The organism is Piscinibacter gummiphilus, assembly GCF_032681285.1.
GTDB classification, from domain to species: Bacteria; Pseudomonadota; Gammaproteobacteria; order Burkholderiales; family Burkholderiaceae_C; genus Rhizobacter; species Rhizobacter gummiphilus_A.
Window position 1 is genome coordinate 735,739 of sequence record NZ_CP136336.1, and the last position, 26,541, is coordinate 762,279.

Below are 26,541 nucleotides of genomic sequence, written 5' to 3' on the forward strand. Positions count from 1 at the left end.
TCAGTGACCCGCTCCGAGGTAGGCGTTGATGACGTCGGGGTTGCGGCGCACGTCGTCGGGCGTGCCGTCGCCGATCTTCTTGCCGTAGTCGAGCACCACCACGCGGTCGCTGATGTCCATCACCACGCCCATGTCGTGCTCGATCAGCACGATGGTGGTGCCGTACTCGTCGTTCACATCGAGGATGAAGCGGCTCATGTCCTGCTTCTCTTCCACGTTCATGCCGGCCATCGGCTCGTCGAGCAGCAACAGCGAGGGCTCCATCGCGAGCGCCCGCCCGAGGTCCACGCGCTTTTGCAGGCCGTAGGGCAGGCGGCCGACGGGCGTCTTGCGGTAGGCCTGGATCTCGAGGAAATCGATGATGCGTTCGACGAACTCGCGATGCGCGATCTCCTCGCGTTCGGCGGCACCCCAGCGGATGGCCTGCTGGAAGAGGTTGCTCTTCATGCGCAGGTTGCGCCCGGTCATGATGTTGTCGAGCACGCTCATGCCCTTGAAGAGCGCGAGGTTCTGGAAGGTGCGCGCCACGCCCATCTCGGCCACCTGGCGCGAGCTCATGTGCTTGAACGACTTTCCCTTGAGCGTGATCGAGCCCTGCTGCGGCGTGTAGACGCCGTTGATGCAGTTGAGCATGCTGCTCTTGCCCGCGCCGTTGGGCCCGATGATGGCGCGCACCTCGTGCTCGCGCACGTCGAAGCTGATGTCGGTGAGCGCCTTCACGCCGCCGAACGACAGCGAGATGTTCTGCACCTCGAGGATGACCTCGCCGATCTTTCTCATGCGGCCCTCCGCATCGCGGGGAAGGTCTTCACGTCGGCGATCTTCAAGGTGGCGGCCACCATGCCGCTGCGGCCATCCTCGAACTTCACGGCCGTCTCGATGTACTGCTCGCTCTTGCCGCCGTAGAGCGCATCCACCAGCACGTTGTAGCGCTCGCCGATTAAGCCGCGCCGCACCTTGCGCGTGCGGGTGAGCTCGCCGTCGTCGGCGTCGAGCTCCTTGTGCAGGATGAGGAAGCGGCTGACCTGGCTGCCGGCGAGCTTCTCGTCGGCGGCGAGGTCGGCGTTGACCTTCTCGATGCAGTCGCGCACGAGCTCGTACACCTCGGGCTTCTGTGCGAGGTCGGTGTAGCCGGCATAGGGCAGGTTGCGTCGCTCGGCCCAGTTGCCCACGGCTTCCATGTCGATGTTGATGAAGGTGCAGACCTTGTCGCGCCCGTCGCCGAAGGCCACCGCCTCCTTGATGTAGGGGAAGAACTTGAGCTTGTTCTCCACGTACTTCGGGGCAAACATCGCGCCCGCATTCGGCCCACTGCCGATGCGGCCCACGTCTTTCGCGCGGTCGATGATCTTGAGGTGGCCCTGCGCGTCCATGAAGCCGGCGTCACCGGTGTGGTACCAGCCTTCGGCGTCGAGCACCTCGGCGGTGGCGGCTTCGTTCTTGTAGTAGCCACGCAGAAGGCCCGACGAGCGCACGAGGATCTCGCCGCTGTCCTTCACCTTGATCTCCACGCCTTCGATGGGCACGCCCACGGTGTCGGCACGCGCCTGGTCGTCGGGCTGCAGGCACACGAACACGGCGGTCTCGGTCGAACCGTAGAGCTGCTTCAGATTGACGCCGATCGAGCGGTAGAAGGTGAAAAGGTCGGGGCCGATGGCCTCGCCCGCGGTGTATGCCACGCGCACGCGCGAGAGGCCGAGCGTGTTGCGCAGCGGGCCGTAGATGAAGAGCGTGCCCAGCATGTAGCGCAGGCGGTCGAGCGCGCCCACCGGCTTACCGTCCATCAACGCGGGCCCCACGCGCCGCGCCAGCGCCATGCAGCGCTGGAAGAGCCAGCGCTTCGGCGCGCTCGCATCTTCCATGCGGATCATCACGGTGGTGAGCAGGCCCTCGAAGACGCGTGGTGGCGCGAAGTAGTAGGTGGGCCCCACTTCGCGCAGGTCGATCGACACGGTGTTGGCCGACTCGGGGCAGTTCACCACGTAGCCGCAGGCGAGCCACTGCGCGTACGAGAACACGTTCTGGCCGATCCACGCGAGCGGCAGGTAGGCCAGCACCTCTTCGGCTTCAGTGAGCTTGTCGAAACGCGCGCCGGCCACGGCGCGGTCGATCAGCGAGAGGTGCGTGTGCACCACGCCCTTCGGGTTGCCGGTGGTGCCCGAGGTGAAGAACATCGCGGCCACGTCGCTGGGCTGCACCTTGGCCACCTCGGCGTCGAAGAAGCCGGCATGCGCCGAGTTGAAGCTCTCGCCCTCGTGCACCAGCGCGTCGAGCGAGGCAAGGCCCGGCTCGCTGTAGTGGCGCAGCCCGCGCGGGTCGTCGTACCAGATGCGCTGCAGGGCCGGGCACTGCGGGCGGATCTCGAGCAGCTTGTCGACCTGCTCCTGGTCTTCGACGACGGCGAAGCCGATCTCGGCGTTGAAGAGCGGGAACACGAACTCGGCGGCCACCGCGTCTTGGTAGAGCGGCACCGGGATGGCACCGAGCGATTGCGCCGCGAGCAGCGTGGCGTAGAGGCGCGGCCGGTTGTCGCCGATCACGACCACATGCTGGCCCCGCTGCAAGCCCGCCGCCGCAAGGCCACCGGCCAGGGCCCGCACGAGGGCGGCGAGCTGCTGCCACGAGAGCGTCTGCCAGATGCCGAATGCCTTCTCGCGCAACGCGGGCGCCGTGGGCCGCTTGGCAGCGTGCTCCAGCAGCAGGTGCGGAAAGGTGGTGTTCGCCACAGCAACCTCGTCTCTCGGGGAGTGGGTGTGAGGCGGACTGTAGGAAGAAGTTTGACGTCAGGATGTCGTTCTGACGACAATCCTAGGGACTCTCCCCTTGGTTCTTTCCCGATGCCTTTTCCGATGCGCACCGCACCCGAGGCCTCGTCATCCGCACCGCCGTTGCATGCGCGAGCACGCGCGGCCACGCCGGCCGAGCGGGCCGACATCCCCTGGCTCAAGATGCTCGATGCCGACGAGCACGCGCGTGCCATCGCCGACCTCAAGGTGGTGAACGTCGAGACCGGCGAGCTGCTGTGCCGCGTGGGCCGTCCGGCGACCTTCTGGTTCGGCGTGGTCGACGGCCTGCTCAAGATGAGCAACGACAGCGCGAGCGGCATTCCCATCACCTTCACCGGCGTGCCGCCGGGCGGCTGGTTTGGCGAAGGCACGGTGCTCAAGCGCGAGAGCTACCGCTACAACATCCAGGCGCTGCGCAAGAGCGTGGTCGCGGGCATCTCGGTGGAGACCTTCCACTGGCTCATCGACCGCAGCATCCCGTTCAACCGCTTCGTGATGCAGCAGTTGAACGAGCGCCTCGGCCAGTTCATCGGCGCCCGCGAGATCGACCGCATGAACGACCCCGACGTGAAGGTGGCGCGCAGCCTCGCGGCGCTCTTCCACCCGACGCTCTACCCGGGGGTGGGCTCGATGCTCAAGATCACCCAGCAGGAGCTGGGCTACCTCGTGGGCCTGTCACGGCAGCGGGTGAACGAAGCGCTGCACGCGCTGCAGGCACTCGGCCTGATCCGCATCGAGTACGGCGGGCTTCGCGTGATGGACCTGGAAGGGCTGCGCCGGCAAGTCGCGCCGTGAGGTGGCGCGTTCAACCCGAGCCGGCCGAAGTGCCTGACGTTTGACGTGAGAGGCGTCGGGCCGCACTGTCTACTGTGTGGGACCTCGTACCCTTACTGCGGCGAGCAGTGCGAGAGCCAGCCCCGCGACTCCAGCAACCGTGCGAACGCCATGCCAGTGCCACCACGTATCTCGTAGCTCTGCCCAGTTGGCTGCGGGGGACTGCGGGTTCCATCCGATGACGATCGCATTGATGGGTTGGTTGGCAAAGCGCGTTATCAGACCCGCCGCAACGAGGCAGAGCGTGGCGACAACCAACAGATGGAGAGAGCGCTTGTCATCCTTGGTCAGCACCGCCAGCGTTGCCGTGGAGATGATGCAGACCAAGCCAAGAATTGGCAGCGAGACATTGAGAGAACGAATGGAGTTCTGCTGCATCTCGACATAGGCTGCGGCAGAGAGCGCTGCTGGATTGAAGCCGAGCCAAATGCCGAACATGGTTCCCACAAGCAGTGACGTCAGCAGAAGGCTGATGAAGCGTATTGATGCAATCACAGGACTCTCCTTCAGCGCAGCCGCTTGTGCGCTTGCAGTTGCTCTGTTTGGCCAACCATTCGGGTGGTGACGTCGACACTGACGAGAGCATTCGTGTCAGTCGAGCGCGCTCACCATGACGTAGTAGCCATCAGGATCACGAAGGGCGAACTCCAGGGTTCCGGTGGCGGGATTGGTCTGAGGTTCCTCGGCAAGCCGATCGACCAGATTCCTGGCTCTCGCCAGCGCCTCGTGAAAATCATCGACGCGGAAGAACAGCAGCAGCCCGTTGCCGGGTTCTGCTCGCTCGGGTGTGCTGAGCGTCGGGTGCTCGTGGTCTCCCCATCGATGGAGGCAAAGCAGGACCGTTCCGTCGGCGTCCAGGACCTGACCGAAGTAGTCATGTGCAGGCTCAGCCATGGGTAGCCCCAGGAGCTCCAGATACCAGCGAAAGCTGTGGGGCACATCCGCGACCCCGATGATCGTCCACGTGCGCTTCATGGCTGCCTCCTGAGGCCTGACAAGCAGTAGACGGCCTGCATGTCGCTTCACAACGTACCGTCGGCCGCATTGGAGAGCACCTTGGTTGATACGTCCATCCCGGCAACCCAAAGACAATGTCTTGTGTCGGAGTAAGGCTCGATGACGGTCAGTCGTCAACGACAGTCCACCTCGCGCACCATCTATCCAGTACTCCCACGAGGGACCTTCCACATGCCTTCATTGGATTTCGAGCAGGAGAAGGCTCGCTTCCGAGCGTTCTACGAGCGCGAGCTGCCTTCACTGAGACAAGCCTGCGAGCTGCACCAGGCCCGCATCACCGCCATCCTCGACGAACGCAGGATCGCCGTGGCCAAGATCGACGCACGGGTGAAGGACCGTGAGGAAAGCATTCGAAAGTTCGTGCGCAAGTACCTCACGCGGCTCGAAGACCGGCAGGTCGCCTACGAGATCGCGCCGCACGTCTCGGACCTCATCGGCCTTCGGATCGTCTGCCTCTACGAAGACGAGCTCGACCCCATCGCCGATGTGCTTCGCGCGCACTTCGACGTGCTCGGCGTGAGCGACAAGGCCAGTGAAATGGAGAGCACCGAAGGCCTCTTCGGCTACAAGGGCCTGCACCTGGACCTTCGCGCGAAGGCAGACGAGACCGCGCTCACGGCATGCGCCCAGATGCCGTTCGAGATCCAGCTGCGAACCATCATCCAGGACTCCTGGAGCGTGCTCGATCACAAGATCAAGTACAAGAAGTCGATCCCGATCGAGCTGAAGCGCCGCATCAATCGGCTGGCGGCGTTGTTCGAGCTGGCAGACGAGGAGTTCCGGTCCATCCGCGTGGCCACCACTGAGGCCCTGCAGGAGGAGGCCCTGGTGCCGGAGCCGGCCGAAGCGGAGGCCGAGGCCGGTCAAGAGGCCCAGACCCCTCCCGTGCCGCGCACCGATTCGGTGGAGGTGGCGGCCAGCGCTTCCAAGAAGTTGAACGTCTTCAACTTCCTGCGGGTCGCCCAGCACTACTTCCGCGGCTATGAGTTCGAAGCCCACAAGGTCGACGGCTTCGTGCAGGACGTGGTCGGCTGGCAGCCGGGCATCACGAAGGGCCAGTTCAACGAACACATGCGCGCGGCCTTCTGGCGCGTGAAGCAGTACAAACAGCAGTTCGAGAACGGCGGCGAGGCGAAAGCCACGATGAACCCGTTCACGGTGATTCGCCACTGCCTGTACCTCGCCGACAAGGAGCATTTCGCCCGGGCCTTGTCGAGCGGTGTCCGGCGCAATTTCGAGGCCTGGCTCGCGGCCAACCCGTTGCCACCTGCCTAGCGCGAGGGGGCAGATATCCTCGGAGTTTTGAACGCCTGCCGACCATGACTTCCGAGTTCACCGACGACGACACCCCCATCAAGCAAGACCGCCTCTGGCGCGACAACGGCTGGACGGCCCGCGTCGTCAAGAACGAGGAAGACGACGGCTGGGCCGTCGAGATGGTGAAAGACGGCGAGCCCGAGCCGGCGCTCGTGGGGCCGTGGACGATGGGGCGCGACAAGAAGAACCCGAAGCCGCTCGACGTGTCGGCGTTCAACACGCTGGTGAAGACCGCCTCCGAGGTGATCCGCCGCCACGAGCAGCAGCTGCACGCGAGCCTGCACAAGAGCGTGTATGTCGACTCGGCCGACGGCCGGTTGGAGGTCACGCTCGACATCGTGCCCGACGAGGACGACCCGCATGCGCTGCTGGCGGCGTATGACGTCGCGAGAGCCCAGCTGGCGCAGCAGCGCGTGGCGCCGACGTTCAAGCTGAGCCTCGCCCGCGCAACGGCTTGGGTGGAAGGCGGCTTCGGCAAGCCCGACTGACGCCGTCGCCAGCGCCGGGGCCCGAAGCACTTCAGTTCGTGATCAGGTCGGCCGGTCTGCCGAGGCGGCGGTAGGTGTCGATCGCGTTGAACACCTGTGGCGCGAGGCGCTTCTCGCGTGCGCGGGCGTACACGTCGACCTCCGGCGAGGCCAGCTCGCCGAAGCGGCACTGCGTGAGCCGCTCCAACTCGGCCACCGTCGTCTGGTAGCCCTGGATGCGCTCCGGCACGTCGTCGAAGTCCACCGCCAGGGGCCGCACGCCACGCTTCTTGAGCAGCGCGGCCACGGCCTCGTCCTGCTTCACGAGGAAGGCGAGCGAGCGCAACGCCGGCTTGCGCTGCACCGTCACCACCCAGGCGGCGACCTTCCAGAACGCGAGCGGGATCTGCACGCCGCGCAGGCGTGGGTCGTCGTCGGTGAAAACGCAGCCGCTGAACACCGAGACCTTCAGGTCGCGTGCGTTGGCGGTTTCCAGCACGTGGTTCTCGATGTGCAGCCACCACTGGGTGTTGAGCTGCGGCATCTGCGGTGAGCAGTTGGTCCAGTGGAAGGTGTCGGCCTCGCCGCGGCCGGAGTGGGCGTCGCTCGCGCCCCAGGCGGGGTCGAGGCGGCGCACCAGGTGCCCGCGCTGGAAGCCCGAGCCCGCGTAGAAGGCGCCGCCGACCTGCAGCTTCTGTGGCAGACGCTCGTCGAACCACCACTCGTCACGCTTGCGGTCGCCAAGGTGGCGCTCCTGCTGGCCGTCGATGTTGACGGCGGTCCAGAAGGCAAGGCGCCGGGCCGGGTTCATCAGGATGCTGAAGTGCTGGTACGGCAGCACCGGCCCCTTGGCGAGCGCCGCGAGCGCTGGCGTGAGCCGGGGCGCCGGCACCGCGAGGCCGAGGAAGCCGGCGTCGTAGCCGGGGCGGTTGGTGTAGTCGGGGTCGAGTGGCACCCAGGCGCTGGGGGCAATCTTTGGTGTGGTGGTCATCCCTGTGCATTCTTCCGCCCGAGGGCAGGCGGGTGGACGAGAATACGACGCGACATGAACGACCACGACCCGGCGCTGCAGCGCCTCATCGACCAAGTGCACGCGGCGCGTGCCGACGGCCGCCACTTCGACATCCGCGGCGGTGGCACCAAGAGTTTCTACGGCGAGCCTGCGCAAGGCGAGCCTTTGCACCTGCGCGAGCTGAGTGGCATCTCGAGCTATGAGCCGAGCGAGCTCGTCGTCACCGCCCGCGCCGGCACGCCGCTCGCCGAGCTCGAAGCCGCACTCGCCGAACGCGGCCAGTGCCTGCCTTTCGAGCCGCCGCATTTCATGGCCGGTGGCACCGTGGGCGGCATGGTGGCGGCGGGGCTCTCGGGGCCGTCGCGCGCCTCGGTGGGCGCGGTGCGCGACTACGTGCTCGGCGCCTCGATGCTCAACGGCAAGGGCGAGGTGCTTAGCTTCGGCGGCCAGGTGATGAAGAACGTGGCGGGCTATGACGTCTCGCGATTGCTCGCGGGCTCGATGGGCACGCTGGGCGTGATCCTCGAGGTCTCGCTCAAGGTGCTGCCCATCGCGCCGGCCACCGCCACGCTGCGCTTCCAGATGGAGCAGGTGGCCGCGCTCGACCAGCTCAACCTCTGGGGCGGGCAGCCGCTGCCGCTGAACGCCAGCGCCTGGTGGGACGGCACGCTGCTCGTGCGCCTGCGCGGCGCGCTCGCCGCGGTGCAGGCCGCGATGGTGTCGATGGGCGGCGACGTGATCGAGCCTGCGCTCGCCAGCCCCTTCTGGGACGGCCTGCGCCACCACACCGACGAGTACTTCACCAAGGCCCATGCGGCGGTGAACGGCGGCACGGTCTCGCTGTGGCGCGTGTCGCTGCCGCCGACTGCCAAGCCGCTCATCCTGCCGGGCGAGCAGCTCATCGAGTGGCACGGCGCGCAACGCTGGCTGTGCACCTCGGCCTCGGGCGCCAAGGTGCGCGAGGCGGCGCTGCGTGCAGGGGGGCATGCCACGCTCTTCATGTCGCAACACAAGCAGGCGGGCGTGTTCGCGCCGCTCAAGGCGCCGCTCGACCGCATCCACCGCGAGCTGAAGAAGTCGTTCGACCCCGATGCCGTGTTCAACCGCGGGCGTCTCTACCCCGAGCTCTGACGACCATGCACAGCGCCACCGAACTCGACCTGCAGCGTTACTACGCACAACGCGCCCACGAGTACGAGCGCATCTACGCCAAGCCCGAGCGGCAGGCGGACCTGGCGTCGATCAAGGCCTGGCTGCCGGCGCAGTTCGATGACCGGCGCGTGCTCGAGATCGCCTGCGGCACCGGCTACTGGACGCCGCACGCCGCAGCGCGCAGCCGCTCGTGGCTCGCGACCGACGTGAACGAAGAAGTGCTCGCCATCGCGCGCACCAAGGCGCTGCCGCACGGGCGGGTGCAGTTCCAGATCGGCGATGCCTATGCGCTCGACCACGGGCGGGAGTTCGACGCCGCCTTCGCTGGTTTCTGGTGGTCGCACGTGCCGCGGCAGCGTGCGGGCGACTGGCTTGCCGGCCTGCACCGCTGCCTCACGCCGGGCGGGCGCGTCGTGCTGCTCGACAACCGCTATGTGCACGGCAGCAGCACGCCGATCTCGCGCACCGATGCGCACGGCAACACCTACCAGCAGCGCCGGCTCGACGACGGCTCGACGCACGAAGTGCTGAAGAACTTCCCCGACCCGAACGCCTTGCGCTTCTTCCTCGGCAACCGCAGCTTCGGGTTCCAATGGGTCGAGTGGGACCATTTCTGGGCTTGCACCTACCAGGTCATGTGAATGCAGACGAAGCTCGCCCCCGAATTCAAAGACACGCCCGACGGTGACGCGGCCGAGGCCATCCTGCGCAAGTGCGTGCACTGCGGCTTCTGCACTGCCACCTGCCCCACGTATCAACTGCTCGGCGACGAACTCGACGGCCCGCGTGGCCGCATCTATCTGATGAAGCAGGTGCTCGAAGGCGAGCCGGTCACGCAGAGCACGCAGCTGCACCTCGACCGCTGCCTCACCTGCCGCAATTGCGAGAGCACCTGCCCCTCGGGCGTGCAGTACGGCCAGCTGGTCGACATCGGCCGGAAGATCGTCGAGGCCAAGGTGGCGCGCCCGCCGAAAGAGAAGGCGGTGCGCTGGCTGCTGAAGGAAGGCCTGCCCTCGCCCCTCTTCGGCCCGGCGATGAAGCTGGGCCAGATGGTGCGCCCGCTGCTGCCCGCGTCACTCAAGGCCAAGGTGCCCCCGAAGGCTGGCGAGCGCGCCCACCAGTGGCCCACGCGCGAGCATCCGCGCAAGGTGCTGATGCTGATGGGCTGCGTGCAGCCGGCGATGATGCCCAACATCAACAGCGCGACCGCACGTGTGCTCGACGCGGCCGGCATCCAGACGCTCGTGGCCGACGACGCTGGCTGCTGCGGCGCGATCCGCACGCACCTGGCCGACGTGGACGGTGGCCGCAACGACATGCGCCGCAACATCGACGCCTGGTGGCCGCTCGTGAGCGCCGGCAAGGTCGAAGCGATCGTGATGAACGCGTCGGGCTGCGGCGTGACGGTGAAGGACTACGGCCATGCGCTCGCCGCCGACCCCGCGTATGCCGACAAGGCCGCCCGCATCAGCGACCTCACGAAAGACCTGAGCGAGCTGCTGGAAGACATCGCGCCGCGGCTCAAGACGCGCCTGCGCAAGCCCAAGGCGCGGCGCCTCGTGTTCCACCCGCCCTGCACGCTGCAACATGGGCAGCAGCTGCGCGGCGGCGTGGAGACGCACCTGGCGACGCTGGGCTACGAGGTGCAGCTGGCAGGCGCCGAGAGCCACCTCTGTTGCGGCTCGGCCGGCACCTACTCGGTGCTGCAACCCGAGCTGGCCACGAAGCTGCGCGATCGCAAGATCGGCCACCTGATCGCGAGCGAACCCGAGGTGATCGTCTCGGCCAACATCGGCTGCATCCAGCACCTGCAGACCGGCACGTCCACGCCGGTGCGGCACTGGATCGAGGTGCTGGACGACGCCCTGACCTGATCAGGCCCTGGCCGGCACCCTGCCACGGCGAGGCGCAGCGTGGTGCGCGTGTGCCCGCCCGGTGGTGGGTGCCGCTGAGCCGACGAGAACACGGCGCAATGACAAGGGCATGACATGCCCTTGCGCTCGGCTGGCGCTGTCGGCCCGTGCCAACGCATCGCGTCGTGTCACGGATCTGTCGTCAAGACACGGGGGGTGGCTTGGTGGAATCGCCGCAGTCTTGAACCGCAAGACGGCATTCCTCAACTCGCAGTCCACATCCCATGAAGAAGACCCTGCTCGCCCTCTCGCTGCTCGCCGGTTTCGCCGGCGCCGCTTCGGCCCAGACCTCCACTGTCACGCTGTTCGGCATCGTCGATGCCAACCTGCGCCAGATCGACAACAACGGCACCAAGGTGCGCCAGCTCGGCACCGACGGCCTGTCCAGCAGCCGCCTGGGCTTCCGCGGCACCGAAGACCTCGGCGGCGGCCTGAAGGCCGGCTTCTGGCTCGAAGCCGCGCTCAACCCCGACGACGGCACCATCAACAGCAGCGGCAAGTTCTGGCACCGCCGCTCGACCGTGAGCCTCGAAGGCGCGTTTGGCGAAGTGCGCCTCGGCCGTGACTACACCCCCACCTACACCGCCCTGAGCGCCTACGACGCCTTCGGTGACAACGGCGTGGGCAAGATCACCAACCTGCAGTCGAAGCTGACGGGCACCGTCAACACCACTAGCCGTGCCGACAACGAAGTGCAGTACTTCGCGCCCAAGGACCTCGGCGGCGTGTACGCCAACCTGGCGGTCGCCGCCGGTGAGGGCACGGTCGGCAACAAGTACGTCGGTGGCCGTGTCGGCTATGCCGGCGGCCCGGTGGATGCGTCGGTGGCGTATGGCACGACCGAAGCCAATGCCACGGCAGACAAGTACAAGGTTGCGACCGTCGGTGCCGGCTACAACTTTGGCTTCATGCGCCTGCTGGCCTCGTACTCGCAATTCAAGTTCCTGGTGCGTGAAGAGAAGCTCTTCAACATCGGCACGACGGTGCCGGTCGGTCAGGGCGTGATCCGCGCCTCGTACGGCCGTGCCGACCTGTCGGGCGGCGCCGCGGCCAGCAACACCGCCAACGATGCCGACGCGACGCTGCTCGCCCTCGGCTACGTGCACAACCTGTCGAAGCGCACCGCGCTCTACGGCACCTACGCCCAGATCGACAACAAGGGTGCACAGGCCATGAACGTGGGCGCCACCACGCCGGCCCTGCCGGGTGGCAAGAAGTCGACCGGCATCGAGTTCGGCCTGCGCCACTCGTTCTGATCCCGGGTTTGCATGAAGTGTGTTGAGCCGGCCTGCGGGCCGGCTTTTTTCATGGCGCGGCCGGGTGGCACGGGCAGGCGTGCTCGGCCGGCGCGCTCATGAACGAATCGATGATGGCGCAGGCGCGCTCGCGGGTGGCACCTTCGCATTGCCGACGCAGGGCGACGAGTTGCCGCTCCAGCGACTGGAGCGCCGCGACCTGGCGGCGCACACGCTCGATGTGGTCGTCGAGCAGCGCATCGACCGCATGGCACGACTGGTAGGGCGTCTGGGCGTATTCGATGAGCTGGCGCACCTCGGCCAGCGGGATGTCGAGCGCACGGCAGTGGCGGATGAACTGCAGCCGCGCGAGGTGCCGCGGCGCGTAGTGGCGGTAGCCCGACGCGAGGCGCTCCGGCGCGTCGAGCAGGCCTTCGCGTTCGTAGTAGCGGATGGTCTGCACGTCGCAGTTGGCGGCGTGGGCGAGTTCACCGATCTTCATCACAAGACCCCGGGGTTGACCTTGCAGCGACTATAGGGTTTCCAATGGAGGCATCGCGACTTCCCGATGTTTGCCATGTCCGCTTCCTGCTGTGCCCCCACCCCGCCTTCGGCCGACCCGCGCGTGCGCAAGGTGCTGTGGATCGCGCTCGTCGTCAATGCCGCGATGTTCTTCGTCGAGGTGGCGGCCGGGCTGTCGGCCGGCTCGGTGTCGCTGCTGGCCGATGCGGTCGATTTCTTCGGCGATGCCGCCAACTATGGCGTCTCGCTCGCCGTGCTGGCGATGGCGACCCGCGTGCGGGCTCGCGCCGCGCAGCTGAAGGCGGCGTGCATGGCGGCCTTCGGCGTCTTCGTGCTGGCGCGTGCAGCGTGGGCGCTGCAATCGGGCGCGGTGCCCGAGCCGGTGACGATGGGCGCAGTGGCCATCGCGGCGCTCGTGGCCAACGTGTCCGTGGCGCTGCTGCTCTTTCGCTACCGTGGAGGTGACGCCAACATGCGCTCGGTGTGGATCTGCTCGCGCAACGATGCGCTCGGCAATCTCGCGGTGGGCGCGGCGGCCCTGGGCGTGCTGGGCACCGGCACGGCTTGGCCCGACCTGCTGGTGGCCGTCTTCATGGCGGTGCTGGCCATCACCGGCTCGGTGACGGTGTTCCGGCAGGCGCGCGCCGAGCTGAACGGCGCTGCCGCCGCTACGCCATCACACGCTTGCCATTGAGCCAGAGCCCGACCCAGGTGCGCCGCACCGCGAGGTGGTAGCTGGCCACCAGCAGCGCGGTGGCCACCACGTTGATGCCGATGTACTTGATCGACCAGTGCAGCGGCGAGAGCATCACCGCCGCCTGCAAGGCCATCACCAGCGGCAGGTGGGCGATGTAGATCCAGTACGAGGCATCGGCCAGGTAGCGCACGGTGGGGCTCGGCTTCGAGAAGAAGCGCAGGCCGAGGCCGACGAAGGCCAGGGTGCTGGCCGTGAGGCCGATGCCGTAGGCGATGGCGTAGCCCGCCTTCGGTCCGAGGTCGGTGATGGGCGCGAGGCCCGGGTGCGTGGTGGCCGAGAGCAGGGCCACGAAGCCGCCGGCGATGCCGAGCAGCCCGTGCCCCACCCAGCGGCGGGCCAGCGTGTCGAGCAGCGCACGCTGCCGCCCGAGCGCCCAGCCGAGCGCGAACACATACGCGTAGACGAAGAGCGGGCCGGGCGGCGGGATCAGCGTGTAGCCCGGCGTGGGCACGCCGAGGATGACGATCCAGTCGGGCGTGAGAAAGAGCGCCAGCGCGATCGGTGCCGCCAGCAGCAGCGCACCGGCCGGGGTGGCGAGCACGCGCCGCAGCAGCGCATCGAGCTTCGCGCCCTCGGCATCGACTCGCCGCCATAGCGCACGCGCCAGCAGCGCCAGGCTATACAGCCAGAGCAGCAGATAGAGGAACCACAGGTGCATGAAGTTGGGCTTGCTCTCGCGCATGAAGGGCGGCAGCGGGTCGGGCAGCACGCCTCCGTGCTGGCGCGTCACCGCCCAGATCACCACCGCGACGATGGCCACGAAGCAGACCGCCCAGCCCACCGCGAGTGGCCCCGCGATGCGCTTGGCGCGGTTGCGCACGAAGCCGGCCACGCCGCGGCGTGCCAGCAATTGCTGCGCGAAGAAGCCGGCGACGAGGAAGAACACCGGCATGCGGAACACGTGGATCGCATACATGAGCAGCGAGGCGACCCGGCTCTGCTGCGTGTCGGCGATGGGCCACAGCGTGGGGGTCTGCTCCACGCCGGGGATGAACGACAGCGTGGCGTGCAGCACGATGCCCAGCAGCAAGGCCGCTGCACGCACCGCGTCGAGGGCGTGCAGGCGCGAGGCCGGCGCCGCCGCGCCCTCAGGCGGCGCTGTCATCGAGGCGGCGGGTGCCCGATGCCGCGCCCACGGCGCCCAGGATGCCCGCCACCATCAGCACGTACCAGAGCGGCAGCGTGCTGGTCTCGCCATTCACGAGCGACGCCGCGCGCAGCACGAGCCCCGCCGCCGAGGCCAGCGCGAGCGCGAGCAGGGCCCATGAGATGAGCTGCGAGAGGCCGCGGATCTGGGCCGTCTTTGCGCCGATGACGAAGAGCACGAAACCGGCAATGCTCAGCAGCGGGAAGAGCACCCACAGGGTGGCGTCGACTGTGCCGGCGACGAGGCCGAGCGGCGCCGCGACGAGCACCCCTCCCGCGAACAGACCCAAGGCGACCATGAAGGCGCCCGCGATCAGCAATGCCATGTTGTTCTCCCCTGTGGCTGTGGTCGCGGAATCTTCTCACAGGGTTTTCTGGCCGCGGTGCTACGACGCGTGCCCCTCTGCTGCCAGCGGCTCGGGCCGCGTGCGCAGCGCCCACAGCACGCCCGCCACCAGCAGCGCGATGCCGGCCAGCGTCTCGGGCGCCGGCCACTGCCGGCGCAGGAGGAACGCGTAGCAGAGCGCCGCCAGCGTCTCGAACACGATCAGCTGGCCGGCCAGGCTCGGCGGCAGGCGCTGGCTCGCTTCGTTCCAGCACACGGTGCCGAGCCACGAAGCAAAGAGGCCGATGGCGAACATCAGCAGCAGGAAGTCGCCCGGCCGCGGGCCGAAGGGCATGGAGAAACGGTCGCCGCTCAGGGCACTCCAGACCCACACCGACGCGTAGCCGATCACCGCCAGCGGCAGGGTCGCGAGGCCTTGCGCGGTGGCCCAGCTGCGCGGGTTGCGGTCGGGGTGAGCGCGCAGCCATTCGGCATTGCGGATCGGGTACCAGGTCCAGCACACCACGGCGCCGATGGCCAGCAAGGCCCCGAGTGCGTAGCGCGCGATGTCGGCGCCCGGGTCCTGCCGCAGATGGGTGATCTCGACGTGGTTGACGAGCGCGATGCCCGCGGCGATGAGCGCCAGTGACGGCAGCATCCGCCCCCATGGCAGCTTGGCCTCGCGGCTCCCGCTGCGCAGGTTGGCGGTGATCGCGATCACGACCGGCAGCGTGCCGATGATCATGGTCGGCAGCGGCCCGCCGGCGCGCTGGATGGCACTCGCGAGGAAGAGGTAGTAGATGACGTTGCCGACGGCGGCGAGCTTGAGCGCCTCGACCCAGTCGCTGCGGGTCAGCTCGCGCAGGCGTGCACGGTCGAACCACGCGAGCGGCAGCGCGATCAGGCCGAAGGCCAGGTAGCGGCCGAACGACTGCAGCGTGGCCGGGTACTCGGCCAGCATCAAGGGCCCCACGAAGACGAGGCCCCACATCAGGCCGGCGGCCAGGGCGAAGAGGAATCCAGCGGTCATCCGGCCAGTGTCGGTCAGGCGCGCGGGCGGGGTCTTGTCTCTAATTGCGCCTGGTAGCGCGCCGGTGTGACGCCGTGCATGCGCGCAAACCGCTTGGTGAGGTGCGCCTGGTCGGCCAGGCCCACGGCCGGCGCCACTTCGGCGGGCGGCATGCCCGCGGCGAGCAGGTGCTTCGCACGCGCGAGGCGCACGGCCATGAGCATCTGGTGCGGCGTCGCGTGGTAGCGCAGCTTGAAGCGTCGCAGGAAGTGGAAAGGGCTCAAGCCGGCCTCGGCCGCCAGGCGGTCGAGCGTCAGTGCGTTGGCGTAGTCGTCGTGCATCAGCGTGAGGCTGCGCGCGAGGGCGGTGTCGTGGGCCCTGTCGTGGGCTGTCAGGCGATCGTTCGCGGGTTGGTCGACCCTGGCGTGCGGGCGCAGCGCGGCCAGCAGCTCGGCCAGCGCGCTGTCGCTCGCGAGTGAATCGGGCGCCTGCCAGAGCGCGGCGAGCTGCGCGCTCAGCCGCCGGGCGGTGGCCGGGTCGTGCGCCGTCGCGTCGGCAAACCACCAGCGCTCGCCGGTCACGGCTTCGAGCAGCGCCTCGTCGAGGTAGACCATGCGATAGCGCCAGCCCTGCGCCGTCTCGGCGCGGCCGGTGTGCAGCTCGCCCGGGTTCATCAGCACGAGCGTGCCCGGCGTGGCCAGGTGCTCGGCACCGCGGTAGCGGAAGCGCTCGACCCCAGCGTCGATCACGCCGAGCCCGAAGGCTTCGTGCAGGTGCGGGTCGAAGGCATGCCGCACGATCTGCGCCCGGTACAGCTCGACCCCGCCGCGCGCCGTGCGCTTGAACTCGGCGGCATCGAGCGGGCTGTCGAAGGTGTCGGGGACGGCGTTCATGGTCAGGCGACGATGATCGCAGCCCGCACGCGCTTTGCCCAGGCGCGCCGGGCGGGCATCAGCCCAGCAGCGTGGGGTTGTGGCGCCAGAGCCAGAAGTTGAGCGCCGAGGCGAAGCTCACCCACGCGAGGTAGGGCAGCAGCAGGCCAGCGGCGCCGCGCCGCACGCGCCAGAAGGCGGCGACGGTGGCCACGATCAGCAGCCAGAGCAGGGCGATGTCGGCCATCGCGAGCGCACCCTGGTGCCAGGCGAAGAACAGCCAGCTCCAGAGCACGTTGGGCACCAGTTGCACGACGTAGAAGGTGAGCGCGATGCGCCGGGCCGAGGTCGGCGGCGTGCGCCACACCCACCAGGCCGCCACCGCCATGGCCGCGTACAGCAGCGTCCACACCGGCCCGAAGAGCCAGGCCGGCGGCGCCCAGGCGGGCAGCGTGAGCTGGCGGTAGAAGCTGCCGGCGTCGGCCGACGCCACGCCGCCGATGGCGGCCACCGCCGCGCTCAGCGCCAGCCACGCGGCCAGGGCCGCCCACGGGTGGCGCGGTGAAGGAAGAGGGAGGCTTGTCATCGCTCGAGTGTCGGCCGAGGCGAACACCCGTGCCCGCGGTGCGGGCTCCCCTCGCCGTTCGCCTCAGGTGGGCCGCAAGGCCTGGGCGCGCTGGCCGAGGCGCTGTGACCAGGCGCTGCGCGGCCGTTGCGCCAGCCGCTCATGCGCGAGGCCGCGCGCCAGCGCTACGTCACCCGAGCGCAGGGCCGCCTCGACGAGCATGAGGTCGATCAGGTCCCGCTGCGCATGGCTGCCGCCGAAGCGGTGCGCCTGCGAGCGGATGCCGCGCAGCAGGCGGGTCGCGCGCGCGTGGTCACCTTCGGCGAAGGCCTGCACCGCGAGCACTGCCGGGTGGCCCACGTCTCGGGTGAAGCTCGCGTTGTCGCCGTCGCTCGCCATCGCCGACTGCTGCGCGTCCAGCAGCTGCCGCTGCGCGGCCTTCATGCCCGCGCCGGTGAAGGCGAGCATCGCGTGCAGGTCGTTGAAGGCGTAGTGGCCGCTTGCCGCATGCGGCACCCAACGCTCGGCGAGGGCCTGCCAGCGCCGGCCGACGTCGACCCCACGCAGGTTCAGCCGCCACAGCATCGCGCTCGCGTCGATGAGGTCGAGCACCACGCCCGAGCCGGTGCCACCGATGCTGCGGTCATACAGGCGCAGCACCTCGGCGTGGTCGTCGAGCTCGAGGTGGAAGAGCGCGAGGTGCCACCAGTTGTGCGTGGCGAGGAAGCTCCCGTCGGCCCAGGTGTCGCTCGTGGTCTGCAGCCAGGCGATGCCGGCGCGCGGGTCGTGCCGCATCTCGTGCACGTGCGCCACCGCGTGCCAGCCCCAGCTGTCGTGCGGCTCCAGCTCCACGCAGCGCCGGCCCTGGCGCTCGGCATCGACGTACTGGCCGCATTCCTCCAGCCCGAAGGCGTGCATGCCCAGCACCGCGGGCCAGCCGGGCACGGCGGCGTCCCAGTCGGGCAGGGCGCGGGCGATGCGGTCGCGCAGCATGCGGCTGTCGCCCCGGAAGAAGTCGAGCTGGTGGCCCACCTGCAGCGCGAGCGTGTCGCGCGGGTGGCGCAGGCTGAGGTCTTCGAGCTGCAGCGCGGCCTCGCGCCAGCGGCCGTCGCACAGGGCACGGGCAGCGGCGAGGTGGCGCTGCTCGCGCTCGTCGGCCGGCAGATCGGCGGCGGCATCGAGTGCGGCGCGTGCAGCCGGCAGCGCGGGGGCTTCGGTGCCGAGCAGCAGCACCCAGGCCTTGAAGGCGTGGGCCATCGGCATCTCGGGATTGATCGCAATGGCCTGTTCGATGGTGGCGAGCGGGTCGCCCACCATGCACAGCAGCTCGCGCGCGGCGCGTTCGTAGGTGTCGAGGCTTGGCGGCGTGGCGTTGCTCACGCGGTGGCCTTGGGGATCGATGAGGTTCATGTCGGTTCTCCTGAAGGGCTCAGCGGCGGGTCGACACGTCGCGCAGCATCAGCATGTCGAGCACGCGCGCCGAGGCGCCGTGCCAGAAGCCGTTGTCGCGCGCATGGTGCGCCGGGTTGCGGAAAGTGCCGAACACCATGTCGATGACGGGCAGGTCGGAGTAGTTGAAGCGGTGCACCCCTTGCGCGTGGTGCAGCGAGTGGCTCTCGGGGCGCTGCACGAAGAAGCCCAGCCACTGGGGCGTGCGCAGGTTGGCGTGCTGGAAGGTCGCCAGAAGGGTGATGAAGAGGATGGCCGGCGTGGCGGCTGCGGGCGGCACGCCGATCACGGTGAAGGCGACGCTGTTGACGAGCGTCCAGCCGGCCATGTCGAGCGGGCTGAACCAGAAGGCGCTGCTCACGTCGAGCCGCTCGGCGCTGTGGTGCATCTGGTGCAAGAGGTGCCACAGCGGCGTGTAGCGGTGCATCGCGCGGTGGTAGGCATAGCCCAGCAGTTCGTAGGCCAGCACGCCGGCCGCTGCGGCTGCGAAGGTGGGCCAGGTCGACAGGTCGAAGAGCTGCAGCGGGGCCAGCGTGTCGGCCCACAGCAGCGGCAGGTACGACGACAGCATCAGGTAGCCGACCAGCGCGGCCGCTGCGCGTGGCCACCAGCCACGCACGTGCGGCATGGGGCGCGCGGGCGCCAGGCGCTCCCACAGCAGGAGGCCGATGAAGAGGGCCATGACGCACAAGGTGATGGGGTCGATGAGAATGTCGATCGGGGTGGGCATGGCGACGTGGCTGAGGTGTTGTGAGGGTCGCCATCGTCTGCCGCTTGCGCCCATCACACCAAAGCCGAACCGGCCAAAACACGGCGAAAACTGCCATGCCACTGGACAGACCCATCACCGTCGCCCTGCTGGGCACGCCGGCCGTCAGCGCCGCCACGCTCTATGGGTTCTACGATTCGCTGCACAGCACCCGCCGCGACTGGCAGATGCTGCACGGCGGGCCCGACACGCCGTCGCCCTTCCGCCCGCTGGTGGTGAGCGCCGACGGCCAGCCCTTCGAAGGCGGCAACGGCGTGCGCATCACGCCCGATGCCAGCTTCGCCGAGTGCCCGCACCCCGACGTGGCGGTGATCACCGACCTGATGATCCCGCCCGGCACGCCGGTGCAGGGCCTCTACGACGCCGAGGTGGCGTGGCTGCGCGATGCCTACGACCATGGTGCGACGCTGGCCTCGGCCTGCTCGGGTGCGCTGCTCCTCGCACGCACCGGCCTGCTCGACGACCAGGAGGCCACCTCGCACTGGGCCTACTGCGACCTGCTGGCGCGCGAGTACCCGCGCACCCGCTGGCACGCCGAGCGCGGGCTCATCGTGGCCGGGCCGCAGCAGCGGCTCATCATGGCAGGCAGCGGGGTGGCGTGGCACATGCTGGTGCTCGCGCTGATCGCGCGTTATGCCTCGCCTGACGAGGCGATGCAGGTCGCCCGCATCAACCTGCTCGACCTCAACAGCACCAGCGCCACGGCGTATGCGTCGCTCACGCGTGGCCCGCGTGCAGCCGACGAACTGGTGGCGCGCTGCCAGCTCTGGGTGGCGTCGAACTACCGGGTGGAGTCGCCGGTGGCGCAGATGATGACCTTGTCGGGCCTGCCCGAGCGCACCTTCAAGCGCCGCTTCACGCAGGCCACCGGCATGACGCCGCTCGACTACGTGCACACCGTGCGGCTCGAAGAAGCCAAGCAAATGCTCGAGTCGACCGACCTGCCGGTCGAAGAGATCGCACTCGAAGTGGGCTACCAGGACGCGAGCTTCTTCGGCCGCCTCTTCCGCCGCAAGGTGGCGCTGACGCCGGCGCAGTACCGCAAGCGCTTTGCGCCGCTCGGCGCACAGTTGCGGCGCGCGGCGTCGGTCTAGGCCTGTCTCAAGCGCCAGAGCACGTCCAGCACGTGGGCCGTGGAAGGCTCGAGCGCGCCCGTGCGGTGCGCGATGCCGAGCGGGCGCCAGAGCTTGGGTTTGAGCGGCAGCATGGCGATGCGCTTGTCGGCCTGCGCGGCAGTGGCCTCGTGCGGCAGCAGCGCCGCACCGTAGCCGGCCGCGACGAGGCTCTTGATCGCGTCGTTGTAGTTGAGCTCGATGCGGGCGCGCGGCTGCTCGCCGGCTTCGGCGAACCACTCGCCGGTGAGGCGCGAGAGCCGCGTGCTCGCGTCGTTCAGGATGAGCGGCTGCTGTGCGAGCCAGGCGGGCGTGGCGTGGCTCGGTGCCTTCCATGACGCAGGCACGAAGGCCATCACCGGGTCGCGCCGCCAGGGCTGCACCTTGAGACCCACGCTCGCCGCCTGCGGCAGCGCGACGAGGCCGATGTCGACCGTGCCGCCGGCCAGGCGCGCCATGGTCTCCTGCGAGGTGAGCACGGCCACCTGCACGTCGATGCCGGGGTGGTCGCGCGACAGCACCTCCACCGCCTGCGGCAGCAGGTGCGCCAGCACGCCGGTCGACGCGCCCACGCGCACGCGGCCGGTGCGGCCTTCCACGAGGCGCTGCACTTCGTCGAGCGCGGCGTCGGCATCGGCCAGCAGGCGGCGCGCGCGCTCGATCAGTGCGGCACCGGGCCCCGTGGGGGCGACCTGGCCGCGGTTGCGCAGCAGCAGCGGCGCGTTCAGGCGCGACTCCAGCTCCGACACATGCAGGCTCACCGTGGGCGGCGCGAGGTGCAGCGCGCGGGCGGCAGCGGCAAACGAGCCGAGGTCGGCGATGGTGACGAGAGTGCGCAGGCGGTCGAGGTCGAGTTCACGCATGGTGCATGGATTCTGAATCCCGGCGTCATGAAATACAACTTTTCTTAACTCCGCTTGGCGCTGAAGATGCAAGCCCTCACGCCACGCTTTCGGAGATTTCCATGCTCCCCATCGTCTACATCGACGGCGACCAGGGCACCACCGGCCTGCAGATCCGCGCGCGCCTCCAGGGGCGCACCGACCTGCGGGTGCTCACCCTGCGCGCCGACCGCCGCAAGCGCCCGGGCGCCCGCGCCGAGGCGCTCAACCACTGCGACATCGCCATCCTCTGCCTGCCCGACGACGCGGCGCGCGAGGCGGTGGCGATGATCCACAACCCGGCCGTGCGCGTGATCGACGCCAGCTCCGCGCACCGCACGCAAGCCGGCTGGGTCTATGGCTTCCCGGAGATGACCGAAGGCCAGGCCGAGCGCATCGCGCAGTCGACGCGCGTCACCAACCCCGGCTGCTACCCGACCGGCGCCGTGGCGCTGCTGCGCCCGCTGGTCGACGCGGGCCTGCTGCCACGCGACCACCCGCTGACGATCCATGCCGTGTCGGGCTACTCGGGCCGGGGCCGTGCGGGCGTGGACGAACACGAAGGGCCGGACGCCGCGCAGGCGCTGCCCTTCCAGGTTTACGGCCTCGGCCTGCAGCACAAGCACGCGCCCGAGATGGCGCTGCATGCGGGCCTGGCGCACCGGCCGGTGTTCGTGCCGGCGTATGGCGCCTATCGCCAGGGCATCGTGCTGACGATCCCACTGCACCTGCGCATGCTGCCGGCGGGTGTCGACGCACAGCGCCTGCGCACGGCGCTGGCTGCGCACTACAGCGGCTCACGCCATGTGGAGGTGTTGCCGGCTGAAGCGTCAAAGGCGCTGGCGCGGCTCGACCCGCAATTGCTCAACGGCACCAACGACCTCCAGCTTGCGGTGTTCGACAACGCGGCCGAGGGCCAGGTGCTCTTGAGCGCGGTGTTCGACAACCTCGGCAAGGGTGCTTCAGGCGCGGCGGTGCAGAACCTCGACCTGATGCTGGAGCAGATGCAGATGGCCGGGCTTCAGCTCAATGCTGCGTGACGACGATCGGGGCACCCTTGGTGATGATCATCGTGTGCTCGTACTGCGCTGAGAGGTTGCCGGGCACACCCCCGAGCGTCCAGCCGTCGTCCGTCTCGGTGACGCGTCGGCTGCGAGTGGAGAGGAAGGGCTCGATGGTGATGACCATGCCCTCCTTCAGCACGCGCTTGTCGCTCGGATCGTAGTAGCCGGCGATGTGCTCCGGCTCCTCGTGCAGCGAGCGGCCCACGCCGTGGCTGCCCAGGTTTTCGATGATGCGGAAGCCGTAAACGCGCGCTGTGCGCTCGATGGCCGCGCCGATGCGGTTGATCCGCTGGCCGGCGCGCGCTTCCTTCATCGCGGCGTCGAGCGCCATGCGGGTGGCGTGGCACAGGCGGGTCTTCTGCGCGTTGGTGGGCGGCACGACGCGCGTGCCGCCGGTGTCGGCCCAGTAGCCGCCGAGTTCGGCCGACACGTCGATGTTGAGCACGTCGCCGGCGCGGATCAGGCGGTCGCCGGGGATGCCATGGGCCGCTTGCTCGTTGATGCTGATGCAGGTGTGGCCGGGGAAGTCATACGTCAGCTTGGGCGCCGAGCGCGCGCCGTGCTCGGCGAGCCAACGCTCGCCCAGCGCATCGAGCTCGCGGGTGGTCATGCCGGGCTCGGCGGCGTCGAGCATGCGTTGCAGCACGAGCGAGACGATGCGGCCGATGCGTTGCAGGCCGGTCAGGTCGTCCTGGGTTTCGATGGTCATGCGGTTCTCCGGGGAAGGTCGGAATGCTATCGCTGCGGCGATGCCCTCACGCCTGGCCCGACGCGGAAGGTGAGGGTGACGAAGCGGCTGTCCCAGGTGTTGGGCACGCTCGGCGAGAGTCGTAGGTCGGTGCCGCGCAGCAGCCACTGGCCCTCGATCGGCACCAGGAAGCTCACGCGTCCCTCGGCATCGGTCTTCTTCCAGAAGCCGAGCGGGCTCTGGTCGTTCTGCAGCTCCACCGCCAAGCCGGGCAGCGGCTGGCCGTCACGCAGCACCTGGAAGCGCACGGTGTCGCCAGCAGCGAGCGGCTGCAGGCCGCTCTCCATCAGCACGTCCATCGCCATCGCGGTGGGCGTGGCCGTGTCGGAGCTGCTGTGCCGGCCGGCCAGTTCGATGCGTGCATGCTTGGCATACCGCTCGCGCCACGGCAGCCCGCGCGCTTGCAGCTCGGCCCAGGCCGCGCGCACGTCGGGTGAGGCATTGACCTCCTTCAAATACACCTCGACGGTGGCGGGCGCGATCTCGATCTCGAAGGGCTGCTGCTGCGCCCAGCAGGTCACCGGGCCCACGCCACCCGGTCGCGCCGCCAGCGTCAGCGCCTGCACCGTCTCGCCGGTGACCCGCAGCGGCACGGCCTTTGCCGCAGCGCGGCGGCACCCCTGTTCGCGCAAGGAGGCTTCACCCACGGTGAACTCGTGGCGCGGAAAGCGGTTGCCGGTGCCGAGTGCGAGCCGCACCTCGCCGGGCCGTGCCGCGGGGAGCGGCTCGAACCAGGTGTCGTGGGCCCACGCGGCACCGGCGAACAGCAGGCTGGTGGCGATCAACGAAAGACGAAGAAGGAGCGTGGCCATGAGCGAAGGCGATTGTCGGGGGGAGGCAGGTGGTTCTTACGCGCAAGCCGAGCGACTGGATGCCGCCGTTTTCAAGGGTCTCGACAGCATCGCGCTGCACGACGACCCGATCGAACCCAGCTGGGTGCTCGAAGGCCAACCCCATGCGCGCAGCGGCTGTCATTCGACCAACACCGACGGCTGGGCCGCCACGCACGTGTGGGAATGCAGCGGCGGGCGCTTCCGCTGGTTCTTCGGCGTGGAAGAGACCGTGCTCATCCTCGAGGGCGAGGTGCGGGTGACCGATGCGCATGGCCGCATGCAATGGCTGGTGCCGGGCACGCTGGCGTATTTCCCCACCGGCACGTGGTGGGAGTGGCATATCCCGCAGCATGTGCGCAAACTGTCATTCAACCGGCGTACGGTGTTGCCGCCGGCGCGCTTCCTGAGCCGGGCCCTCGGCGTGCTGCTCAGGCCCTTCACTCGACCGATGCAACCCCCATTTCAACCATCCATCAAGGAAATGCCATGAGCTTCTTCAGCAAGATCCTCGACAAGCTGGGCCTCAAGAACGCTCAGTCGGTGCCGGCCGATCCGGCCGCGACCGTGCCGTCGGCGGTCGCCGATGCCCCGGTGCCCGCCGCCGTCGCGCCCGCCCCGGCGCAGGAGGTGGTCAACCCGATCGCGGTGGTCGACGTGGTGGCGCAGCTGGAAAAGCGCGCCGCCGCCAACCCGCAGAAGCTCAACTGGCGCACGTCCATCGTCGACCTCTTGAAGCTGCTCGACATCGACAGCAGCCTGGAGGCGCGCAAGGCGCTTGCGAAGGAGCTCTACTGCCCCGACGAGCTGATGGGCGACTCGGCCAAGATGAACATGTGGCTGCACAAGAACGTGCTGGCGCACATCGCGGCCAACGGCGGCAACATCCCGAAGGAACTGACGGACTGAGCCGAATGAAAAATGCCCCCGGCGCGTGAGCGTCGGGGGCATGAAGAGCGGCCCACCCGCGGGCCACTCGCTTCTGGACGGTGCTTACCGAACCTTGCCAGCCTTCCAGGCGTTCAGCAAGGTGTCATACGCGATGGTTTCGCCCTTCGGCTTCTCGTTCGCGAGCTTGGCCCAAGGAGCACCCTTGTCGCTCAGGTACTTCTTCGGGTCTTCCTTCTTGTTGAGCTTGGGCGCGCAACGGGCCATGCCAGCGCGTTCGAGGCGGGCCATCACCTGGTCCATCTCTTCGGCGAGGTTGTCCATGGCCTGCTGCGGGGTCTTCTCACCCGTCACGGCGACGGCCACGTTCTTCCACCAGAGCTGCGCGAGCTTGGGGTAGTCGGGGACGTTGGTGCCGGTGGGCGTCCAGGCCACGCGGGCGGGCGAGCGGTAGAACTCGACCAGGCCGCCCAGCTTCGGGGCCATGTCGGTCATGGCCTTGCTCTGGATGTCGCTCTCGCGGATCGGGGTCAGGCCGACGATGGTCTTCTTGAGCGACACGGTCTTGGCCGTCACGAACTGCGCGTAGAGCCACGCAGCGGCGGTGCGGTTTTCATCGTGCTTGTCGAAGAAGGTCCACGAGCCCACGTCCTGGTAGCCGTTCTGCATGCCTTGCTTCCAGTACGGGCCGTTCGGGCCGGGGGCCATGCGCCACTTGGGCGTGCCGTCGGCGTTGACCACCGGCAGGCCGGGCTTGGTCATGTCGGCGGTGAAGGCGGTGTACCAGAAGATCTGCTGCGCGATCTGGCCTTGGGCGGGCACGGGGCCGGCTTCGCCGAAGGTCATGCCGGTGGCTTCCTTCGGGGCGTACTTCTTCATCCAGTCGACGTACTTGGTGAGTGCGTAGACAGCGGCGGGCGAGTTGGTCGCGCCACCACGGGAGACAGAAGCGCCGAGCGGCGTGCAGCCGTCGGCCGAGGCGCGGATGCCCCATTCGTCGACCGGCTTGCCGTTGGGGATGCCGATGTCGGCCGTGCCGGCCATCGAGAGCCACGCGTCGGTGAAGCGCCAGCCGAGCGACGGGTCCTTCTTGCCGTAGTCCATGTGGCCATAGATGGGCTTGCCGTCGATGGTCTTCACGTCGTTGGTGAAGAAGTCGGCGATGTCTTCATAGGCCGACCAGTTGAGCGGCACGCCCAGGTCGTAGCCGTACTTCTTCTTGAACTTCTCTTTCAGGTCAGCACGGGCGAAGAGGTCGGCGCGGAACCAGTACAGGTTGGCAAACTGCTGGTCGGGCAGCTGGTAGAGCTTCTTGTCGGGGCCGGTGGTGAAGCTCGTGCCGATGAAGTCCTTGAGGTCGAGGCCGGGGTTCGTCCACTCCTTGCCCTTGCCGGCCATGTAGTCGGTCAGGTTCATGATCTTCCCGTAGCGGTAGTGGGTACCGATCAGGTCCGAATCGGAAATCCAGCCGTCGTAGATCGACTTGCCGGACTGCATGGAGGTCTGCAGCTTCTCGACGACGTCACCTTCCTGGATCAGGTCGTGCTTGACCTTGATGCCGGTGATTTCTTCGAAGGCCTTGGCGAGCGTCTTGGACTCGTACTCGTGCGTGGTGATGGTCTCGGAGACGACCGAGATCTCCTTCACGCCCTTGGCCTGCAGCTTCTTGGCCGCTTCGATGAACCACTTCAATTCGGCCGTCTGCTGGTCCTTGCTCAGCGTGGACGGCTGGAACTCGCTGTCGATCCACTTCTTGGCTTCGGCTTCGCCGGCCCATGCGCTCTGGCCGATGACCAGAGCAGCAGCGGCCAGGGCCACAGCGTTCAAGCGCAATTTCATGTCTGTCTCCTGAGATGCTTCCCATTGCTCAA

The 26,541-nt window shown here is 68.5% G+C and carries 29 protein-coding genes; 12 read left to right on the forward strand and 17 right to left on the reverse strand.

Annotated features, from left to right (window positions below; genetic code table 11):
• Together RXV79_RS03570 and RXV79_RS03575 are read right to left on the reverse strand one after the other, a co-directional pair.
• Nucleotides 1-780: an ABC transporter ATP-binding protein gene (locus tag RXV79_RS03570; RefSeq protein WP_316702099.1), complete on the reverse strand. Its 780-nt coding sequence runs from the start codon at nucleotides 778-780 to the stop codon at nucleotides 1-3.
• Nucleotides 777-2,726: an AMP-dependent synthetase/ligase gene (locus tag RXV79_RS03575; protein WP_316702100.1), complete on the reverse strand. Its 1,950-nt coding sequence runs from the start codon at nucleotides 2,724-2,726 to the stop codon at nucleotides 777-779. Before RXV79_RS03575 ends, RXV79_RS03570 begins: the two co-directional genes overlap by 4 nt.
• Before the next feature lie 123 nt (nucleotides 2,727-2,849).
• Here RXV79_RS03575 and RXV79_RS03580 point away from each other — a divergent pair, with 123 nt between their 5' ends.
• Complete coding sequence (locus RXV79_RS03580; RefSeq protein ID WP_316702101.1) at nucleotides 2,850-3,581, forward strand: Crp/Fnr family transcriptional regulator; 732 nt, start codon at nucleotides 2,850-2,852, stop codon at nucleotides 3,579-3,581.
• 69 nt (nucleotides 3,582-3,650) lie between these two features.
• Here RXV79_RS03580 and RXV79_RS03585 read toward each other — a convergent pair whose 3' ends face one another.
• Both RXV79_RS03585 and RXV79_RS03590 read right to left on the reverse strand, forming a co-directional pair.
• Nucleotides 3,651-4,115, reverse strand: a complete 465-nt coding sequence (locus RXV79_RS03585) for an anthrone oxygenase family protein (protein ID WP_316702102.1) — start codon at nucleotides 4,113-4,115, stop codon at nucleotides 3,651-3,653.
• A gap of 96 nt (nucleotides 4,116-4,211) precedes the next feature.
• Entirely contained in the window at nucleotides 4,212-4,595 is a 384-nt protein-coding gene (locus RXV79_RS03590; RefSeq protein WP_316702103.1) for a VOC family protein, read from the reverse strand.
• A 213-nt stretch (nucleotides 4,596-4,808) separates the two neighbouring features.
• Here RXV79_RS03590 and RXV79_RS03595 point away from each other — a divergent pair, with 213 nt between their 5' ends.
• Complete coding sequence (locus RXV79_RS03595) at nucleotides 4,809-5,912, forward strand: GTP pyrophosphokinase (RefSeq protein ID WP_316702104.1); 1,104 nt, start codon at nucleotides 4,809-4,811, stop codon at nucleotides 5,910-5,912.
• A 44-nt stretch (nucleotides 5,913-5,956) separates the two neighbouring features.
• Nucleotides 5,957-6,442, forward strand: a complete 486-nt coding sequence (locus tag RXV79_RS03600; RefSeq protein ID WP_316702105.1) for a hypothetical protein — start codon at nucleotides 5,957-5,959, stop codon at nucleotides 6,440-6,442.
• A 31-nt stretch (nucleotides 6,443-6,473) separates the two neighbouring features.
• Here the strand turns inward: RXV79_RS03600 and RXV79_RS03605 are convergent, their stop codons facing one another.
• Entirely contained in the window at nucleotides 6,474-7,412 is a 939-nt protein-coding gene (locus tag RXV79_RS03605; RefSeq protein ID WP_316702106.1) for a DNA/RNA non-specific endonuclease, read from the reverse strand.
• A gap of 54 nt (nucleotides 7,413-7,466) precedes the next feature.
• On the opposite strand from RXV79_RS03605, the gene glcE reads away from it, so the two are divergent.
• From glcE to RXV79_RS03625, 4 genes are all read left to right on the forward strand, one after another.
• Complete coding sequence (gene glcE, locus RXV79_RS03610) at nucleotides 7,467-8,564, forward strand: glycolate oxidase subunit GlcE (RefSeq protein WP_316702107.1); 1,098 nt, start codon at nucleotides 7,467-7,469, stop codon at nucleotides 8,562-8,564.
• Nucleotides 8,565-8,569: 5 nt separating this feature from the next.
• Nucleotides 8,570-9,226, forward strand: a complete 657-nt coding sequence (locus RXV79_RS03615; protein ID WP_316702108.1) for a class I SAM-dependent methyltransferase — start codon at nucleotides 8,570-8,572, stop codon at nucleotides 9,224-9,226.
• Complete coding sequence (glcF, locus tag RXV79_RS03620) at nucleotides 9,227-10,459, forward strand: glycolate oxidase subunit GlcF (RefSeq protein WP_316702109.1); 1,233 nt, start codon at nucleotides 9,227-9,229, stop codon at nucleotides 10,457-10,459.
• A gap of 263 nt (nucleotides 10,460-10,722) precedes the next feature.
• The gene (locus RXV79_RS03625; RefSeq protein WP_316702110.1) at nucleotides 10,723-11,754 is read left to right on the forward strand and encodes a porin; all 1,032 of its coding nucleotides are present in this window, start codon (nucleotides 10,723-10,725) and stop codon (nucleotides 11,752-11,754) included.
• A 49-nt stretch (nucleotides 11,755-11,803) separates the two neighbouring features.
• On the opposite strand, the gene cadR is transcribed toward RXV79_RS03625, so the two are convergent.
• Nucleotides 11,804-12,235 carry a Cd(II)/Pb(II)-responsive transcriptional regulator gene (gene cadR, locus RXV79_RS03630; RefSeq protein WP_316702111.1) on the reverse strand — a complete coding sequence of 144 codons (432 nt, stop codon included), beginning with the start codon at nucleotides 12,233-12,235 and terminating at the stop codon, nucleotides 11,804-11,806.
• A 75-nt stretch (nucleotides 12,236-12,310) separates the two neighbouring features.
• Between cadR and RXV79_RS03635 the strand changes: the two genes are divergently transcribed.
• Nucleotides 12,311-12,949 carry a cation efflux transmembrane domain-containing protein gene (locus RXV79_RS03635; RefSeq protein ID WP_316702112.1) on the forward strand — a complete coding sequence of 213 codons (639 nt, stop codon included), beginning with the start codon at nucleotides 12,311-12,313 and terminating at the stop codon, nucleotides 12,947-12,949.
• On the opposite strand, the gene RXV79_RS03640 is transcribed toward RXV79_RS03635, so the two are convergent.
• The 7 genes from RXV79_RS03640 to RXV79_RS03670 all read right to left on the reverse strand — a co-directional run bounded on the left by RXV79_RS03640 (nucleotide 12,924) and on the right by RXV79_RS03670 (nucleotide 19,108).
• On the reverse strand, nucleotides 12,924-14,117 hold the full coding sequence (locus RXV79_RS03640; RefSeq protein WP_316702113.1) for an acyltransferase family protein: 1,194 nt from the start codon (nucleotides 14,115-14,117) through the stop codon (nucleotides 12,924-12,926). The genes RXV79_RS03635 and RXV79_RS03640 overlap by 26 nt on opposite strands.
• Nucleotides 14,101-14,484, reverse strand: coding sequence for a hypothetical protein (locus tag RXV79_RS03645; RefSeq protein WP_316702114.1), 384 nt, complete (start codon nucleotides 14,482-14,484; stop codon nucleotides 14,101-14,103). The genes RXV79_RS03640 and RXV79_RS03645 overlap by 17 nt, the downstream gene beginning before the upstream one ends.
• A 60-nt stretch (nucleotides 14,485-14,544) precedes the next feature.
• Nucleotides 14,545-15,513, reverse strand: a complete 969-nt coding sequence (locus tag RXV79_RS03650; RefSeq protein ID WP_316702115.1) for a DMT family transporter — start codon at nucleotides 15,511-15,513, stop codon at nucleotides 14,545-14,547.
• Nucleotides 15,514-15,527: 14 nt separating this feature from the next.
• A complete protein-coding gene (locus RXV79_RS03655) occupies nucleotides 15,528-16,385 on the reverse strand; it encodes an AraC family transcriptional regulator (RefSeq protein ID WP_316702116.1) in 858 nt (285 codons plus the stop codon).
• 58 nt (nucleotides 16,386-16,443) lie between these two features.
• Nucleotides 16,444-16,950, reverse strand: coding sequence for a TspO/MBR family protein (locus RXV79_RS03660; protein ID WP_316702117.1), 507 nt, complete (start codon nucleotides 16,948-16,950; stop codon nucleotides 16,444-16,446).
• A gap of 63 nt (nucleotides 16,951-17,013) precedes the next feature.
• Complete coding sequence (locus RXV79_RS03665) at nucleotides 17,014-18,339, reverse strand: tetratricopeptide repeat protein (RefSeq protein WP_316702118.1); 1,326 nt, start codon at nucleotides 18,337-18,339, stop codon at nucleotides 17,014-17,016.
• 19 nt (nucleotides 18,340-18,358) lie between these two features.
• Nucleotides 18,359-19,108 carry a sterol desaturase family protein gene (locus RXV79_RS03670; RefSeq protein ID WP_316702119.1) on the reverse strand — a complete coding sequence of 250 codons (750 nt, stop codon included), beginning with the start codon at nucleotides 19,106-19,108 and terminating at the stop codon, nucleotides 18,359-18,361.
• A 95-nt stretch (nucleotides 19,109-19,203) separates the two neighbouring features.
• On the opposite strand from RXV79_RS03670, the gene RXV79_RS03675 reads away from it, so the two are divergent.
• Nucleotides 19,204-20,241: a GlxA family transcriptional regulator gene (locus RXV79_RS03675; RefSeq protein ID WP_316702120.1), complete on the forward strand. Its 1,038-nt coding sequence runs from the start codon at nucleotides 19,204-19,206 to the stop codon at nucleotides 20,239-20,241.
• On the opposite strand, the gene RXV79_RS03680 is transcribed toward RXV79_RS03675, so the two are convergent.
• On the reverse strand, nucleotides 20,238-21,122 hold the full coding sequence (locus RXV79_RS03680; RefSeq protein ID WP_316702121.1) for a LysR family transcriptional regulator: 885 nt from the start codon (nucleotides 21,120-21,122) through the stop codon (nucleotides 20,238-20,240). The two genes, RXV79_RS03675 and RXV79_RS03680, sit on opposite strands and share 4 nt — an antisense overlap.
• Before the next feature lie 101 nt (nucleotides 21,123-21,223).
• Here RXV79_RS03680 and argC point away from each other — a divergent pair, with 101 nt between their 5' ends.
• The gene (gene argC, locus RXV79_RS03685; RefSeq protein ID WP_316702122.1) at nucleotides 21,224-22,180 is read left to right on the forward strand and encodes an N-acetyl-gamma-glutamyl-phosphate reductase; all 957 of its coding nucleotides are present in this window, start codon (nucleotides 21,224-21,226) and stop codon (nucleotides 22,178-22,180) included.
• On the opposite strand, the gene map is transcribed toward argC, so the two are convergent.
• Both map and RXV79_RS03695 read right to left on the reverse strand, forming a co-directional pair.
• Nucleotides 22,167-22,913, reverse strand: a complete 747-nt coding sequence (gene map, locus RXV79_RS03690) for a type I methionyl aminopeptidase (RefSeq protein WP_316702123.1) — start codon at nucleotides 22,911-22,913, stop codon at nucleotides 22,167-22,169. The genes argC and map overlap by 14 nt on opposite strands.
• 26 nt (nucleotides 22,914-22,939) lie before the next feature.
• A complete protein-coding gene (locus tag RXV79_RS03695; protein WP_316702124.1) occupies nucleotides 22,940-23,764 on the reverse strand; it encodes a DUF4198 domain-containing protein in 825 nt (274 codons plus the stop codon).
• On the opposite strand from RXV79_RS03695, the gene RXV79_RS03700 reads away from it, so the two are divergent.
• Both RXV79_RS03700 and RXV79_RS03705 read left to right on the forward strand, forming a co-directional pair.
• Nucleotides 23,763-24,275, forward strand: coding sequence for a cupin domain-containing protein (locus tag RXV79_RS03700; protein WP_316702125.1), 513 nt, complete (start codon nucleotides 23,763-23,765; stop codon nucleotides 24,273-24,275). The genes RXV79_RS03695 and RXV79_RS03700 overlap by 2 nt on opposite strands.
• A complete protein-coding gene (locus RXV79_RS03705) occupies nucleotides 24,272-24,691 on the forward strand; it encodes a DUF3597 domain-containing protein (RefSeq protein WP_316702126.1) in 420 nt (139 codons plus the stop codon). The genes RXV79_RS03700 and RXV79_RS03705 overlap by 4 nt, the downstream gene beginning before the upstream one ends.
• An 84-nt stretch (nucleotides 24,692-24,775) precedes the next feature.
• Here RXV79_RS03705 and RXV79_RS03710 read toward each other — a convergent pair whose 3' ends face one another.
• A complete protein-coding gene (locus RXV79_RS03710; RefSeq protein WP_316702127.1) occupies nucleotides 24,776-26,509 on the reverse strand; it encodes an ABC transporter substrate-binding protein in 1,734 nt (577 codons plus the stop codon).
• Between the last annotated feature and the right edge of the window lie 32 nt (nucleotides 26,510-26,541).